Below are 14,637 nucleotides of genomic sequence, written 5' to 3' on the forward strand. Positions count from 1 at the left end.
TGTGAGCCCACCTCGCGGATTTTTTGCCGGTGACGATAGCCGACCAATGGCGTGGGTTGTGGTCGCCGGTTTTTTTTCCTGGAAATTAACTGCCTTTTTTATCCATACACTTTTTCTTAATAGGCATCGCGAATCAGCTGGATGCCCGGCTCGATGGCGCGGCGCCACGCCAGTGCTGTGGATTCATCGAATTGTGTGTCGTATTGGCGCAGTGTGGCCAGCAGCGCATCCAGCCACAGTCCATACCACTCGGGACGAATGTTGTAGCCGGTTCTCGAGTGGCTTTTGCCCAGGGCTTTCAATTTGGTGTCCGGCAGCCCGCGGGAATGCAATACCAATTGCATGATGCCGTTGCGCAGCAGGTGGCGTTGCGCGGGCATATCCGTGTCGGCGAAAAGCGCACGGATCTCTGCGGAACTTCCCATGAAACGATCGTAAAAATCGATAAAAAATTGTTCATTGTTACAGCAGCGGCCGTAACTCTGGAACACGATATCGCTGTCGGCATTGCCCATCGCCGGCCCTCTCCACAGCTATTGTCATTTTCTTTGCGCGAGCGGTTTGCCCGCGGGCGCGCATGGTAGCCCAGAAGGTTCGGGCAAAATTGATATAAATCAATTTGTAGTCTGTAGGGCTACCCTCCGGGGTTCTTTGTAAAACGTAATTCCAGTTTGTACCGCGTTGTAACCCCACAGACAGAAACCGCGGGTCGTCGCGTTTTCGACCGATGTGATTATTGGGATTGTGCTATGGGGTGAGTACACTTCGAAGCACATCGGAAGAGGAGGAAGACCTCATGCGTTATTTGGCTTCATTTTTAATTGTGTTCTGCATGTCCGGTTTTGCCTTGGCAGGCGATACCGTGCAGCAGTTGCCTCCGGGTGCCGAAACGGTGCAGATTATGGGTAAAACCTACTGGCACAGCGGCGATAATTTCTATCAGTTCAACGAAGAAACAGGCATGTTCTATCAGGTTCCGCAGCCTACCGTGCAGGCTCACAAGGATCGTGCAGCGCACATGTATCAGCGCAGCCAGACTGTGCCGGCGACCAGCCTGACCTCAGATCAGATCGAAGGTTGTCGTAACGCTGCTGCGGACAAGTCCAACGAAGTGCCGAACCGCGGTAGTGATGTGTATATTCAGGAATACAACAAGTGTGTGACTGATCTGCAGCGGTAGATCTTTGTCGGTGAAGAAAAAAGGCTGGCCGGTTTTCCGGCCAGCCTTTTTTGTTGGTTGCTAGTTTTTGATTGGCTTACAGCGTGCAGTTTTTGCCTTTGCAGGGCTTGCCGCCGCCACTGCCACCGCCAGAGCTGCCACCACTGCTGCTGCCACCGCCACCGCAGGGGTTGGCGGTCAGGAAGCTTACCGCGCCTTGTGCCTGTACCAGGCCGTAGCCATAGGCGGTATCACGTCCGGCAGCCCCGAGATCTTCCGCTGAGGTGTTCAGCGCCGTGCGGATCTCCGCAGCCGTACAGCTGGGGAATTGGCTCCACACCAGTGCGGCAACACCGGCAACGTGAGGTGTTGCCATGGAGGTGCCATCAAAGTAGGCGTAGTCGCTGGCTTCGATGGTAAGGGTGGAGTTGGCACCGATCTGGCCGAGAAGCGCTGCGCCATCGGTATCGGTGATGCCGGCAGAAGGAATGCCGGTTATGGTGTCTCCCATGGTTCCGTACAGCATGCCCGGTTCGTTATTGTATATGACAGCGGCGACGCCACCACCGGCCTCACAGGCCTGTACCTTCTCTGCGAAGGTTATGTTGCCACGCTCGATCAGGCACACTTTGCCACTGGCATCCGCACAGGTCGCTTCGCCCAGGCCGCAATTTACCAGGGCGCCACTGGCCGATCCCATCGGGCTGCCATCCATGCCGGCGGCTTCAATAGCGTTGCCGGCGACGCTCACGGTGCTGGATAAACCCATGCCGATCGGTACGGAGGACAGGACGCCTACGCCGGGACCTGCCAACTCAACCTGGTCGGTCTGCTGGGAGAAGCCGGCCACCACCTTGCTGCTGTCCACGGCCGCGACGGAAATCACCGAGTCGTAGGAAGCGGGGTAGGAGTGGCGGGTATTGCCGTCGTTACCGGCGGCGGCCACGGAGAGTATGTTCTGGTTGGCATAGAGGTCGGCAAAGGCCTGGTCTTCGGTGCGGGACTTGAATGTGCCGCCGAGGCTCATATTGATCACGCTGGCGCCGTTGTTCGCACACTCCTGGGCGGCGGCCACCAGTGACGAGGAGTAGGCCCAGCCGTCGGCGCCGAATACTTTCACGATATGCAGCTTGATCTTGCCGCCGGGAAGCACACCGATAACCCCCTCACCATTTTCGAGGGCGGCAATGGTTCCGGCCACGTGGGTGCCATGGCTGTTCTCATCGGTATCCCAGGATCCTGTACCACCGGGGTCATTGCTGCCGGTGACCAGGTTTGCCGCCAAATCTACGTGGCGCTGATCGTAGCCTGAATCGATGATACATACGGTCTGGTTACTGGCGGCGCCATCATCCACGAGGTGTGCCTGCACCATCGATATACCGTAGGGCTCCGTTTCCGCCATCAGATAGCGTTTCACATCCTGCTCGACATATTCCACGTTGGGATTACTGCGCAGCGCGGAGAGAGCCTTATCCGACAGATGCGCGGCCATGGCATTTTGCTTTTCCAGCGCCAGTGCCGAGCGGCCGCCATTCCTTTCCATCAGGGCCTTTACTGCAGGGCCCTTGCCCTCCTTGAATTTGACGATATAGCGATCATCTGCCGCACTGGCCTGGGCAGAAATTGCCAGGGCGAGTGCGCCGGCCAGAAGTTTCGGTAGGGGTTTTCTCATTTTGTTATAGCTCCAGTTTGGTCTGGTACTTCTTATTGTTGAGGGTGTGACTTTGTGCTGACCGGCGTCGGATACTGCTTTTGGTACGCATGTATTGCCAGCTTAGAAAATGTAGCAGCTTTCTGGAAAGCGCCAATTCCGCGCTGATGGGCGTGTGAGCTGCCATGCAAATTAAAATATTCAGGATGATTTTGGCGGCAAGCTGATGGAGGTAAGTTGCGGGGTGTTCGTCCGCAGTGGCCTGAGAGTTAAACCGCGGTAAGCGGTTAAAACATCTATTTTTCTCTTCTGAAAAAACATTCGCGCTGTGGGCTGTACGGGTATAGACGTGAAAACCTTTTTAAAAACAGCTAGATACCGAATTTTAGAGATATATTTTCAAATAAACCTCAAAACCGAACAAATATTCCATTTTTCTGTGTGCTATGTAGAATGGCGTTAAAAATAACTATTGGGACGTTGATCCCAATTTGTCTCGACTCACAGGAAAAAAGTCATGAGAAGTCGCAAGTCCCTTTCCCCCATCGCGGGGTTGCTACGCCGGATGCGTGCTGCGCAGGCGCTGTCTGACAAAACCGGAATTTCTGCAGACGAAAGTCTCGACATCATTACCGAAGGTGCGCGTCTGGGGGGAAAGTCGGCTTCCGATGAACGGCGTCGCCAGTTCCTCAAGCAGCTCGGGCTGGGTGCGGCAGCGGTCGGGGTAGGCGCTTCCCTGGGGGGCGTATCGCGGCCGGCGCAGGCGGATCCGGGCGGCGGCAATGGCGATGGCCGCCCTGGCCGTGTGGCGATCATCGGCGGGGGCGTGGCGGGAATCCGCTGTGCACACCGGCTGCAACAGTACGGCATCACCAGCACGGTATTTGAGGGTAATTCCCGCCTTGGTGGCCGGGTGAATACCAACCGCACGATATTCGGCCGTCCGGTGGAGCGCGGTGGCGAACTCATTTCTACCGAACACAATGCGGTGCGCAACCTGGCCAACGAGCTGGGACTGGATGTGGAAGATGTGAATGGCAACGCGGTGCCGGGTGGCAGTGAAATCTACTACGTCAACGGCCAGCATTATACCGAGCACCAGTTGAATGAAGAGTGGCGCGACGTATACAAGATTTTCAAGAAAACCCAGCAGCAGGCACCCTGGCTGCCGACTTACGAGTGGCACAACGACACGCACAAGGCGCTGGATTACATTGATTCCAATACCTGGATGGATCAGGTAGGTATCGGCGCACATTCCAATATGGGCCAGGTATTCCAGGCGGATCTCGTGGCGGAATATGGTCTCCAGCCGGAAGACCAGACGGCCTTGAACCTGATTTACCTGCTGGCCTGGAACCCGGTAAACAGCGCGCTGCCACTGGCAGGCACAGACGAGCGCTTCCGTATTTCCGGTGGCAACGACCAGCTGTGGAGCAAAATGGTCGAGCAGCTGCCGGAAGGTACTGTCGAAACCGGACGCAAACTGGTGGCCATTCGCGGCGATATTGCCGGGCCCTACACCCTGACGTTCGAAGACGGTTACGTGCACACCTGCGACAAGCTGGTACTGGCGCTGCCATTCTCCCTGTTGCGGGATGTGGACATCGAGCCGGCCCTGTATGCGAGCTTCCGTCCCGAGAAACGCATGGCCATTGAGCAGATGGCATCTGGTACCAACGGCAAGATGGCGATCCATGCCAATAGCCGTCCCTGGGCCCAACCCATGTACATCAACGGCCAGCAGGTGACCGGTAACGGTGTGACCTATGTCGGCCGGCCGGAGCTGTTCGACACCTGGGATTCCACCTCTATCACCGGCGCTACCGACGGTATCCTGGTGAACTTCTTCGGCGGAACCTACGGTGCGAATCTGGGCGGTAATACGCCGTTCGCGGCGCCGAAAACGGGCGACGTGAATCACTTCCTCGGACTTGTGGATAACGTATTCCCGGGCACAGCCGCGGCTTACTCAGGTACCGCGATGCAATCCAAGTGGTCCGCCAACCCCTGGTCCAAAGGCTCCTACTCGACGCCCACATTCGGCAGCTACACCTCCTGGTGGGGTGCGCAGCCGCTGGCGGAAGGCAATATCCACTTCTGTGGCGAGCACACCGAACTGGAATACTTCGGCTATATCGACGCCGCGGTATCCACCGGTGAACGCGCCGCGCAGGAAATTCACCAGTCGGTATAAGTTTCTCCATCTCACAGGATGCCGGAGAGGCCGCGGGGAATACCTGCGGCCTTTTTGGTTGTGAAGACAGCAAATCAGTCAGCCTGGTGGCACGGCTACTGACTGTAGGCCTGGCGCGAAGTTACACGTCGCTCTCATGCTTCAGCTGTACCTGCCAGTCCCCCTCCATATCTACACTGACCAGAACCTGGATCGGACGGCAGCATACGGCGCAGTCCTCGATGTAGTGCTGGCTGCCCGCGGAAGTGTCGATCAATAGCAGGATGGTTTCGCCGCAGTAGGGGCACTGATCACTGAATTCTTCCACTCTGTCCATCGGGTGTCTCCGCACGTCACGCGCTTAAATAGGGGGTGGCCCAGGCCGCTAGGGTATCGGCTACATAGATAGCATCTTTACGCGCGCTGAGCAGGTGATCGGCGTCTTCAAGGCAGATAAAGCTTTTAGGGTACTGGGCGAGATCGAACAGCGCCGCCGCTTCGCTGATCGACACCACCTGATCTTTCCTGGAGTGGTAAATCAGCAGTGGGCGGCCCAGGTTGCGGATGTTCATGTCTGCCTGGTTTTCCCGGACGTCCTCGACAAACTGTTTCTGGATGACAAACGGGCGGCCGGATAGGTGAACCAGCGCGTGTCCCTGCTCGTTGATCGTGTCCAGCGCGTGCGCGAACTGCTTCAGCACATGGCTTGGGTGGGTGGGCGTGGCGATCGTAGCCACCGCGCGGGTCTCGGGGATTTCACCGGCGGCCGCAAGAACAGCAGCGCCGCCGAGGCTGTGGCCGATCAGCAGGGTCGCCGGCTGGTATTCCTCCCGGAGAAAGCGCGCCGCGCTTTTCAGGTCTTCGACATTGTCGGAAAAGTTCGTCGTGCTGAAATCCCCCTCGCTGTCGCCGATGCCGGTGAAGTCAAAGCGCAGCACTGAAAGCCCCAGCTCGCCCAGGCGCCTGGCGATACGCGAGGCGGCGAGTACATCTTTGCCGCAGGTAAAACACGGCGCGAAAATCGCAAAGCCCCGGGGTGTGGCGCCAGGTATCTCCAGAATGCCGGAGAGCCGCAGGCCACGGCGATTGGTGAAGGTCACTTTGCGGCGGGTGTTGCGCTTGGTCATAGGCTGCCGTTTGCGTTTAGAGGGTGAAAAGTCGGGGAGGGCAATCTTAGGCAGGCGCGGTACCCCCTTCAACGCCGCGCCGCCTCCCAGTTGGGTGAAAAACGTTGGTTTTGTAAAAATGACAGCGTTATCAATAACTTATCCGTGTCCCCCGGTAATCCAATTACAAGGCGGGTTGATATACTCGCGGCCTGACCAGTTTCCCCCGGTACGCCTGTGCCGGCGATGAACTGCGTGCTGTGGGCAGTGGTAATCGCAACAGCTTATAATCCGCGCCCCCTCCCCGGCGCATGATGCACCGGGGTTTGTGAGTGATCAGTAACTAGCAAACGAGGATTGGCTATGGCGGTTAAGTTGATGAAGGATCTGGATCTGGCGGGTAAGCGCGTTTTGATCCGCGAGGACCTGAATGTTCCAGTAAAGGATGGCGTTGTCACTTCTGATGCGCGCATTCGCGCGGCGCTCCCCACCATCAAGGCCGCTGTGGAGGCTGGCGCCAAAGTGCTGCTGATGTCCCACCTGGGGCGTCCCACTGAAGGCGAATATGCCGAGGAATTTTCCCTCGCCCCGGTTGCTGCTCATCTTGGCAAGTTGCTGGGCAAAGACGTGCCGGTAATCAAAGACTGGCAGGGCGGCGTGGATCTTGCAGACGGTGACGTGGCACTGCTGGAAAACGTGCGCTTCAACGTCGGCGAGAAGAAAGACGACGAAGCCCTGTCCAAACAGTACGCGGCCCTGTGCGATGTATTTGTAATGGATGCCTTCGGCACCGCGCACCGTGCTCAGGCGTCTACCCACGGTGTCGCCAGGTTTGCCCCGGTTGCCTGTGCCGGCCCGCTGCTGGCAGCGGAACTGGACGCCCTGGAGAAGGCGCTGGCCAACCCCGCACGCCCGATGGTGGCCATCGTTGGCGGTTCCAAGGTTTCCACCAAGTTGACCGTGCTGGAAAGCCTGTCTGACAAGGTAGACCAGCTGATTGTTGGCGGTGGTATTGCGAATACCTTCCTGGCTGCCAGCGGCAAGCCGGTCGGTAAGTCCCTGTGCGAGCACGACCTGGTCGATACCGCCAAGGCCCTGATGCAGAAATGTGACATCCCGCTGCCCAGCGACGTGGTCACCGGCAAGGAATTCAGCGAGTCCGCGGCGGCCGAAACCAAGCCTGCTGATGCGGTGAGCGAAGACGATATGATTTTCGACATCGGCCCGGATTCTTCCGCGGCGCTGGCGGAAATCCTGAAGGGCGCCAAGACCATTATCTGGAACGGCCCGGTGGGCGTGTTCGAGTTTGATCAGTTTGGCGGCGGTACCGAGCGCCTGTCGAAGGCTATTGCTGACAGCGACGCATTTTCCATTGCCGGCGGCGGCGACACCCTGGCGGCGGTCGACAAATACGGCATCGCTGACCAGGTTTCCTATATTTCTACTGGGGGTGGTGCTTTCCTCGAGTACGTGGAAGGCAAGGTGCTGCCAGCCGTGGCCATGCTGGAATCCCGCGCGAACGACTGACGGGGCTCTCCGGCGCGAGCCGATTACAGGTTCCAGGCGGTCCGGGGCAATCCGGGCCGCTCACTTCCCGATGTTGATGTATTCACTATTAAAACGAGATGCGACCGGCGCAATGCGCACGGAATCGCACACCAGCAGTAATTTTTATCCAGCTAAATTTCGACGAGAAAGGGTTTTTTCATGGCTTTAATCAGCTTGCGTCAACTGTTGGACCACGCTGCCGAACACGGCTACGGCGTGCCCGCGTTTAACGTTAATAACCTGGAGCAGATGCGCGCAATCATGGAAGCGGCGCAGGAAACGGACTCTCCGGTAATCGTGCAGGCTTCCGCCGGCGCGCGTAAATATGCAGGCGCTCCGTTCCTGCGCCACCTGATCCTCGCGGCCATCGAAGAATTCCCGCATATTCCGGTTGTCATGCACCAGGATCACGGCACCAGTCCGGCGGTGTGCCAGCGCTCCATCCAGCTGGGTTTCAGCTCGGTGATGATGGACGGCTCGCTGATGGACGACGGCAAGACGCCGGCTTCCTATGAATACAATGTGGATGTCACCAAGCGCGCGGTAGAAATGGCACACGCCTGTGGCGTATCGGTGGAAGGTGAGCTGGGCTGTCTCGGCTCCCTGGAAACGGGTATGGCCGGCGAAGAAGACGGTGTTGGTGCCGAGGGCAAGCTGTCCCACGACCAGCTGCTGACCGACCCGGAAGAAGCGGCGGACTTCGTCAAGAAAACCCAGGTCGACGCCCTGGCAATCGCCTGCGGCACCAGCCACGGTGCCTACAAGTTCACCCGCCCGCCCACAGGGGATATCCTCGCGATTGATCGCATCAAGGAAATCCACGCGCGTATCCCGGATACCCACCTGGTCATGCACGGCTCCTCTTCTGTGCCGCAGGAGTGGCTGAAGGTGATCAATGAATTCGGTGGTGAGATCCCGGAAACCTATGGCGTGCCGGTAGAGCAGATCTGCGAAGGCATCAAGTTCGGCGTGCGCAAGGTCAATATCGATACCGACCTGCGCCTGGCGTCTACCGGTGCTGTGCGCCGATTCCTGGCACAGAACCCGTCCGAGTTTGACCCGCGCAAATTCCTCAAGGCCACCACCCAGGCGATGAAGGAAATCTGTGTGGCCCGCTACGAAGCCTTCGGCACTGCCGGTCAGGCCAGTAAGATCCGCGCGATCAGCCTGGATGACATGTCTGTGCGCTACGAAAAGGGCGAACTGGTGCCGAAGATCAACTGATCCGGGGCTGAAACAAAAAAGGCGAACCGGATGGTTCGCCTTTTTTGTATGCGGTAAGCGCGTTGTATCAGCGCGTGCCGAACACAACCATGGTCTTGCCCTTTACGGATACCAGACCCTGCTCCTCGAGGGTTTTCAGTACCCGGCCAACCATTTCCCGCGAACAGCCCACGATACGGCCGATTTCCTGGCGGGTGATCTTGATCTGCATGCCTTCCGGGTGAGTCATCGCATCCGGTTCGTTGCACAGGTCCAGCAGGGTGCGCGCGACGCGGCCAGTCACGTCGAGGAACGCGAGATCGCCCACTTTGCGGGTGGTGTTGCGCAGGCGGCCGGCCATCTGGGTTGCCAGTGCGAACAGGAATTCCGGATGCTGACGGGTCAGTTCCTGGAATTTGGTGTAGGAGATCTCAGCGACTTCACACTCGGTTTTGGTGCGAACCCACGCGCTGCGGGTGTCCTGGTCGAACAGGCCCATCTCACCAAAGAAGTCTCCGTCGTTCAGGTAGGCCACGATCATTTCACGGCCCTCATCGTCTTCGATGAGTACGGTTACGGAGCCGCGCATGATGAAGTAAAGAGACTCGCAACGATCACCGGCGTAAATGATGGTGCTTTTTGCCGGGTAGCGGCGGCGGTGGCAGTGCGCCAGGAAGTCTTCGATATTGCCTGTAGACAGGGGTTCTTCGATAGCAACCGTCACGGATCTACTCCTTTTCTAGAATTTTTTTGGGCCTGATCCCGGGAAGCGGTGGATTATCCCGCTTATTGTGTAGGGCTGACAGGGGCAGTGACCGGTAATACTCCGCAATGTGATCTGTACCACTATTTCTGGAGGGGCGAACCGAGATGTCGTTTATAGCGGTTGTCGGGTATTGTTACAACCGCCGTGAGTAATGGCTTACTTTTTGCCGGCCTGTGGGAATGACGGGTCGCATGTTGACTGTTCTGCAGTTGGCGATTTTGTTGTGATAAGCTCCCGGCCCTCATCAATTTCGAAGGAGTATGTTCCATGGCTGGCGTTATGCAGGCTCAAGTTACCTGGGTGAAAGATGTCATGTTTGTCGGCGAGGCAGGCAGTGGCAACTCGGTGGTGATGGAAGGTGGCGAAACCAACAATGGCATCCGGCCGATGGAGATGATCCTGCTGGGTGTTGGTGGCTGTGCGTCCGTGGACGTCGTTGGCATTTTGCAAAAAGCCCGCCAGGACGTGCGGAGCTGCCACGTTGAACTGAAAGCCCACCGCCCGGACGCGGTACCGGCACCGTTCGAGAAGATCGAGATGGAATTCGTTGTGCGCGGACACGGCATCAAAGAGTCCCAGGTTGCGCGCGCGGTTGAGCTGTCAGCAGAGAAGTACTGTTCCGCTTCCATCATGCTCGGTAAGGGCGAGGTGGAAATCGTGCACACTTACCGGATCGAAGAGGTCTGAGTTCCTTGCTCCGTAGCTTCCGGCGCGGAGCACTGCTCCCTTATCGTGGCGGTTCGACCAGAGATAGCCATTCGCGAGACACGCCGTGAACCCATCCCTGGGGGCTCTTCTAAAACATCCCTGTTTTAGAAGGTCTCGCGAATGGCTATCCCTGGCCGAACCTTCAAATCCAAATTTGTCGCTCCGAATGATTCCTCAAGCCTGTATCGATGGGCCGGTGTTTAAACGGAAGCGGAAGTAGTGGGTATTGGGTTTTGAAAGCGTCGGAAACAGGGACGTTTCCGACGCAGCGTACAGGGACGTATGGAAGGGGGGCGCCTAGCCCGGTTTCAAAACCCAATACCCAGTGCTTGCGCGTCAGCGGGCTAGCTTCAAAGCGAATACCACTGAACTACCACTAATGAAAAACCCCGAGCCTCCCAAGAGAGTCGGGGCTTCTTAAGATAAAAGGACAGAGTGGCTTAGACCCGGTAACTCACCGAAGTCATCGCCTTCGATACCAGCGTCATCAGGCCTTTTACCGGACCGGGGAAGCGTGCTCCACCCGCATCCAGCGCGGCATGCTGGTGTTTGGCTTCATCCACCAGCATCTGCTCCACCACCGCGCGGCTTTTTTCGTCCTGCGCCGGCAGACCTTGCAGGTGACCCTCCAGGTGCTTGCACACCTGCTCTTCAGTAGCGGCCACAAAACCTAGGCTGATCCTGTCACTGATCTTGCCCGCGGCAGCGCCAATACCAAAAGACAGGCCGTACCAGAGCGGGTTCAGCAGGCTGGGGCGGCTGTCCAGTTCCTGCAGGCGCTGCTCGCACCAGGCCAGATGATCAATTTCCTCATCCGCCGCATGCTCCATCTCAGCCCGTACCTGCGGCAGCTTCGCCGTCAGCGCCTGGCCCTGGTACAGCGCCTGCGCGCAAACCTCGCCGCTGTGATTTACCCGCATCAGGCCCGCCGCATGGCGTCGCTCCGCGTCGGACAGCTCTGCCTCCGCCGCGAACTTGGCCGGCGACGGCCGCTCGTGACAGGGCGAGCCGGGGCTCAGGGTGCGCAGGGCGCGATCCGCCTGCAGCAGCAGGCGGTCGAGTCCGGAAAGTTGACGTTGGCTCATGTCAGCCCCTCCAATCGATTACTACCGCGAATTATGCGTTCTCAGACTGCTCGCGCGCTACCGCGCGATAGCCGATGTCCTTGCGGTAGAACGCGCCTTCCCAGTGGATGTTGCGGGCGCACTTGTAGGCGTTCTCCTGAGCTTCGGCCACGGTATCACCCAGCGCGGTAGCACAGAGTACGCGGCCACCGCTGGTGACGACGCGCTCGCCATCCAACGCGGTGCCAGCCTGGAATACCTTGGCGTTTTCGCTGTCGGCACGGTCGAGGCCGGAGATGGCATCGCCCTTGCGGTAGCTGCCCGGGTAGCCGTGGGCGGCCAGTACCACACCCAGCGCGGGGCGGCTGTCCCACTCGGCGGTTACCTGGTCGAGACGCTTCTCAATGGCAGCCATGCACAGTTCAACCAGGTCCGATTTCAGGCGCATCATGATCGGCTGGGTTTCCGGGTCGCCGAAGCGGCAGTTGTATTCGATAACCTTGGGAGCGCCTTCTTCGTTGATCATCAGGCCGGCGTACAGGAAGCCGGTGTAGGGCATGCCTTCGGAAGCCAGGCCCTGAACGGTCGGCTCGATCACTTCTTTCATGATGCGCTCGTACACATCCGGGGTCACGACCGGGGCCGGGGAATAGGCGCCCATGCCGCCGGTGTTGGGGCCGGTATCGCCGTCGCCAACGCGCTTGTGGTCCTGGCTGGTGGCCATCGGCAGGATGTGCTCGCCGTCCACCATGACGATGAAGCTGGCTTCTTCGCCGGTGAGGAACTCTTCGATGACCACGCGACAGCCGGCGTCGCCAAAGGCATTGCCACTGAGCATGTCGCGTACGGCCAGTTCGGCCTGCTCTACGGTTTCAGCGACGATCACGCCTTTACCGGCAGCGAGGCCGTCGGCCTTGACCACGATGGGGGCGCCCTGTGCGCGGATGTACTCGATCGCCGGCTCGACTTCGGTGAAGTTCTGGTAGGCGGCGGTAGGGATGGCGTGGCGCTCGAGGAAGTCTTTGGTGAAGGCTTTGGAGCCTTCGAGCTGGGCGGCGGCTTTCTCCGGGCCGAAGATGTTGTGGCCGCGGCTGTTGAAGAAGTCGACGATGCCGTCCACGAGGGGGGCTTCCGGGCCGACGATGGTCAGCTCTACGCCTTTTTCTTCGACGAAGTCGGACAGGGCGGAGAAGTTGTCGACGCCGATGTTGACGTTCTGGAGCTTGGGCTCGCGGGCGGTGCCGGCGTTGCCCGGTGCGACGAAGACGGTGTCTACGGCGGGGTTCTGTGCGGCCTTCCAGGCCAGTGCGTGTTCACGGCCACCAGAGCCGATTACCAGGATATTCATTCTTGAGTTTCCCCGTGCCTGTTATTTAGGTGGGCTAGTTTAGCATTGTGCGCTGGGTTGCCGGGAAAGGACTGGGCTCAAGAGAGGGCTATTGGCGCTTCGTTGCCAGTCCTGTGGCGGCCCTGGGGCTGGTGCCCCTTCCCGAGACACGCCGTGAACCCATCCGTGGGGGCTCGGATGCGGCCGTCCTGGCCGCATACGGTCTCGGGAAGGGGCACCAGCCCCAGAACCTTCCCGTATAGCGCGGGAATATTACGTACCTGTGTAGGTAGTCGTCGGAATTCGCGCTTAGTGACGGAAGTGACGCATACCGGTAAACACCATCGCCATACCGTGCTCGTCGGCTGCAGCGATGACTTCGTCGTCGCGCATGGAGCCGCCGGGCTGGATTACGGCGCTGATGCCAACCTTGGCGGCGTTGTCGATGCCGTCGCGGAAGGGGAAGAAGGCGTCAGACGCCATGACAGCGCCTTTTACTTCCAGACCGGCGTGCTCGGCCTTGATCGCGGCAATACGCGCAGAGTTTACGCGGCTCATCTGGCCGGCGCCGACACCGATGGTGCGGCCGTCTTTGGCGTAGATGATGGCGTTGGACTTGACCATCTTGGCGACTTTCCAGGCGAACAGCAGTTCATCCAGTTGTTCGTCGGAAGGCTGCACCTTGGTGACCACGTTCAGGTCTTCCTTGGCAACCATGCCATTGTCTTTTTCCTGGATCAGCAGGCCGCCGGTGACGCGCTTGTAGTCGAAGGCGACCGGGCGCTCGCTGCCCCATTCGCCGCACTCCAGCAGGCGCACGTTCTGCTTGGCAGAAACGGCTTTTGCGGCACCTTCAGAAACTTTCGGTGCGATGATCACTTCGGAGAACTGCTTGTCGACGATCAGCTGGGCGGTCTCGGCATCCAATTCGCGGTTGAAGGCGATGATGCCGCCGAACGCGGATTCCGGGTCGGTGGCGAACGCCAGTTCGTAGGCGGTCTTGATGTCAGCGGCTACGGCCACACCGCAGGGGTTGGCGTGCTTGACGATGACGCAGGCGGGTTCGTCGAACAGTTTGACGGTTTCCAGTGCGGCGTCGGTGTCGGCCACGTTGTTGAAGGACAGTTCTTTGCCCTGCAGCTGGGTGGCGGTGGAGACGGAAGCTTCCTGGGCATCGGCTTCAACGTAGAAGGCCGCTTTCTGGTGCGGGTTCTCGCCGTAGCGCATGTCCTGGGCTTTTTCGTACTGGACGTTGTAGGTGTTGGGGAACTCGCGCGCTTCGTTGTTGGTGTTACGGGCGCCGAAGTGGTTGGCGATCATGCCGTCGTACTGCGCGGTGTGCTCAAATGCCTGCACCATCAGGTCGTAGCGGGTTTCGTAACCGAGCGCGCCGTCGTTGGCTTTCATCTCTTCGATGACGGTGTCGTAGCTGTGCGCGTTGACCACGATGGCTACATCTTTGTGGTTCTTGGCCGCGGAGCGCACCATGGTCGGGCCGCCGATGTCGATGTTCTCGATCGCGGTGGGCAGGTCGCAGTTGGGGTCGGCAACGGTGGCCTTGAAGGGGTAGAGGTTAACCACAACCATATCGATGGGCTTGATGCCGTGCTCGGACATGACTGCATCATCCTGGCCGCGACGGCCGAGGATGCCGCCGTGCACTTTCGGGTGCAGGGTCTTCACGCGGCCATCCATCATTTCCGGGAAGCCGGTGTAGTCGGAGACTTCCACTACCGGGATGCCGGCTTCACCCAGCTGGCGGTAGGTGCCGCCGGTGGAGAGGATTTCCACGCCCATGGCGGAGAGTTCACGGGCAAAGTCCACAATGCCGCTTTTGTCAGAAACGCTGATCAGCGCGCGGCGAATGGCCACCTTGTCAGTCATATCGCATCGTCCATCTAAATGTACAAAGAGCAGGTTGAAAAT

At 58.9% G+C, this 14,637-nt stretch carries 13 protein-coding genes; 5 read left to right on the forward strand and 8 right to left on the reverse strand.

Translation table 11 applies throughout. The annotated features are described in order from the left end of the window. Positions 1–116: 116 nt before the first annotated feature. Positions 117–515: a globin family protein gene (locus tag ACNKU7_RS13650; RefSeq protein ID WP_418297542.1), complete on the reverse strand. Its 399-nt coding sequence runs from the start codon at positions 513–515 to the stop codon at positions 117–119. Positions 516–796: 281 nt separating this feature from the next. Between ACNKU7_RS13650 and ACNKU7_RS13655 the strand changes: the two genes are divergently transcribed. Beyond that, a complete protein-coding gene (locus tag ACNKU7_RS13655; RefSeq protein WP_418297543.1) occupies positions 797–1,180 on the forward strand; it encodes a hypothetical protein in 384 nt (127 codons plus the stop codon). 76 nt (positions 1,181–1,256) lie between these two features. Here ACNKU7_RS13655 and ACNKU7_RS13660 read toward each other — a convergent pair whose 3' ends face one another. Then, positions 1,257–2,834, reverse strand: coding sequence for a S8 family serine peptidase (locus ACNKU7_RS13660; RefSeq protein WP_418297544.1), 1,578 nt, complete (start codon positions 2,832–2,834; stop codon positions 1,257–1,259). 496 nt (positions 2,835–3,330) lie between these two features. Between ACNKU7_RS13660 and ACNKU7_RS13665 the strand changes: the two genes are divergently transcribed. Beyond that, positions 3,331–5,010, forward strand: a complete 1,680-nt coding sequence (locus ACNKU7_RS13665; protein WP_418297545.1) for an FAD-dependent oxidoreductase — start codon at positions 3,331–3,333, stop codon at positions 5,008–5,010. Positions 5,011–5,131: 121 nt separating this feature from the next. On the opposite strand, the gene ACNKU7_RS13670 is transcribed toward ACNKU7_RS13665, so the two are convergent. Then, positions 5,132–5,326, reverse strand: coding sequence for a CPXCG motif-containing cysteine-rich protein (locus ACNKU7_RS13670; protein WP_418297546.1), 195 nt, complete (start codon positions 5,324–5,326; stop codon positions 5,132–5,134). A 16-nt stretch (positions 5,327–5,342) separates the two neighbouring features. After that, positions 5,343–6,116, reverse strand: a complete 774-nt coding sequence (locus ACNKU7_RS13675; protein ID WP_418297547.1) for an alpha/beta hydrolase — start codon at positions 6,114–6,116, stop codon at positions 5,343–5,345. 342 nt (positions 6,117–6,458) lie between these two features. Here ACNKU7_RS13675 and ACNKU7_RS13680 point away from each other — a divergent pair, with 342 nt between their 5' ends. Together ACNKU7_RS13680 and fba are read left to right on the forward strand one after the other, a co-directional pair. Further along, on the forward strand, positions 6,459–7,622 hold the full coding sequence (locus ACNKU7_RS13680) for a phosphoglycerate kinase (RefSeq protein WP_418297548.1): 1,164 nt from the start codon (positions 6,459–6,461) through the stop codon (positions 7,620–7,622). 180 nt (positions 7,623–7,802) lie between these two features. Beyond that, a complete protein-coding gene (gene fba, locus ACNKU7_RS13685) occupies positions 7,803–8,867 on the forward strand; it encodes a class II fructose-bisphosphate aldolase (RefSeq protein WP_418297549.1) in 1,065 nt (354 codons plus the stop codon). A 67-nt stretch (positions 8,868–8,934) separates the two neighbouring features. Here fba and crp read toward each other — a convergent pair whose 3' ends face one another. Next, positions 8,935–9,570, reverse strand: a complete 636-nt coding sequence (crp, locus tag ACNKU7_RS13690) for a cAMP-activated global transcriptional regulator CRP (protein WP_418297550.1) — start codon at positions 9,568–9,570, stop codon at positions 8,935–8,937. Positions 9,571–9,891: 321 nt separating this feature from the next. Here crp and ACNKU7_RS13695 point away from each other — a divergent pair, with 321 nt between their 5' ends. Next, positions 9,892–10,299, forward strand: a complete 408-nt coding sequence (locus tag ACNKU7_RS13695) for an OsmC family protein (protein WP_418297585.1) — start codon at positions 9,892–9,894, stop codon at positions 10,297–10,299. A 461-nt stretch (positions 10,300–10,760) separates the two neighbouring features. Here the strand turns inward: ACNKU7_RS13695 and coq7 are convergent, their stop codons facing one another. From coq7 to purH, 3 genes are all read right to left on the reverse strand, one after another. Further along, positions 10,761–11,405 carry a 2-polyprenyl-3-methyl-6-methoxy-1,4-benzoquinone monooxygenase gene (gene coq7, locus ACNKU7_RS13700; RefSeq protein ID WP_418297551.1) on the reverse strand — a complete coding sequence of 215 codons (645 nt, stop codon included), beginning with the start codon at positions 11,403–11,405 and terminating at the stop codon, positions 10,761–10,763. Between the two features lie 31 nt (positions 11,406–11,436). Beyond that, complete coding sequence (gene purD / locus ACNKU7_RS13705) at positions 11,437–12,732, reverse strand: phosphoribosylamine--glycine ligase (protein ID WP_418297552.1); 1,296 nt, start codon at positions 12,730–12,732, stop codon at positions 11,437–11,439. 288 nt (positions 12,733–13,020) lie between these two features. Next, on the reverse strand, positions 13,021–14,595 hold the full coding sequence (gene purH / locus ACNKU7_RS13710) for a bifunctional phosphoribosylaminoimidazolecarboxamide formyltransferase/IMP cyclohydrolase (RefSeq protein WP_418297553.1): 1,575 nt from the start codon (positions 14,593–14,595) through the stop codon (positions 13,021–13,023). Positions 14,596–14,637: the final 42 nt, after the last annotated feature.

Origin of the sequence: Microbulbifer weihaiensis, from assembly GCF_048323715.1 — a bacterium.
Taxonomy (GTDB): Bacteria; Pseudomonadota; Gammaproteobacteria; order Pseudomonadales; family Cellvibrionaceae; genus Microbulbifer.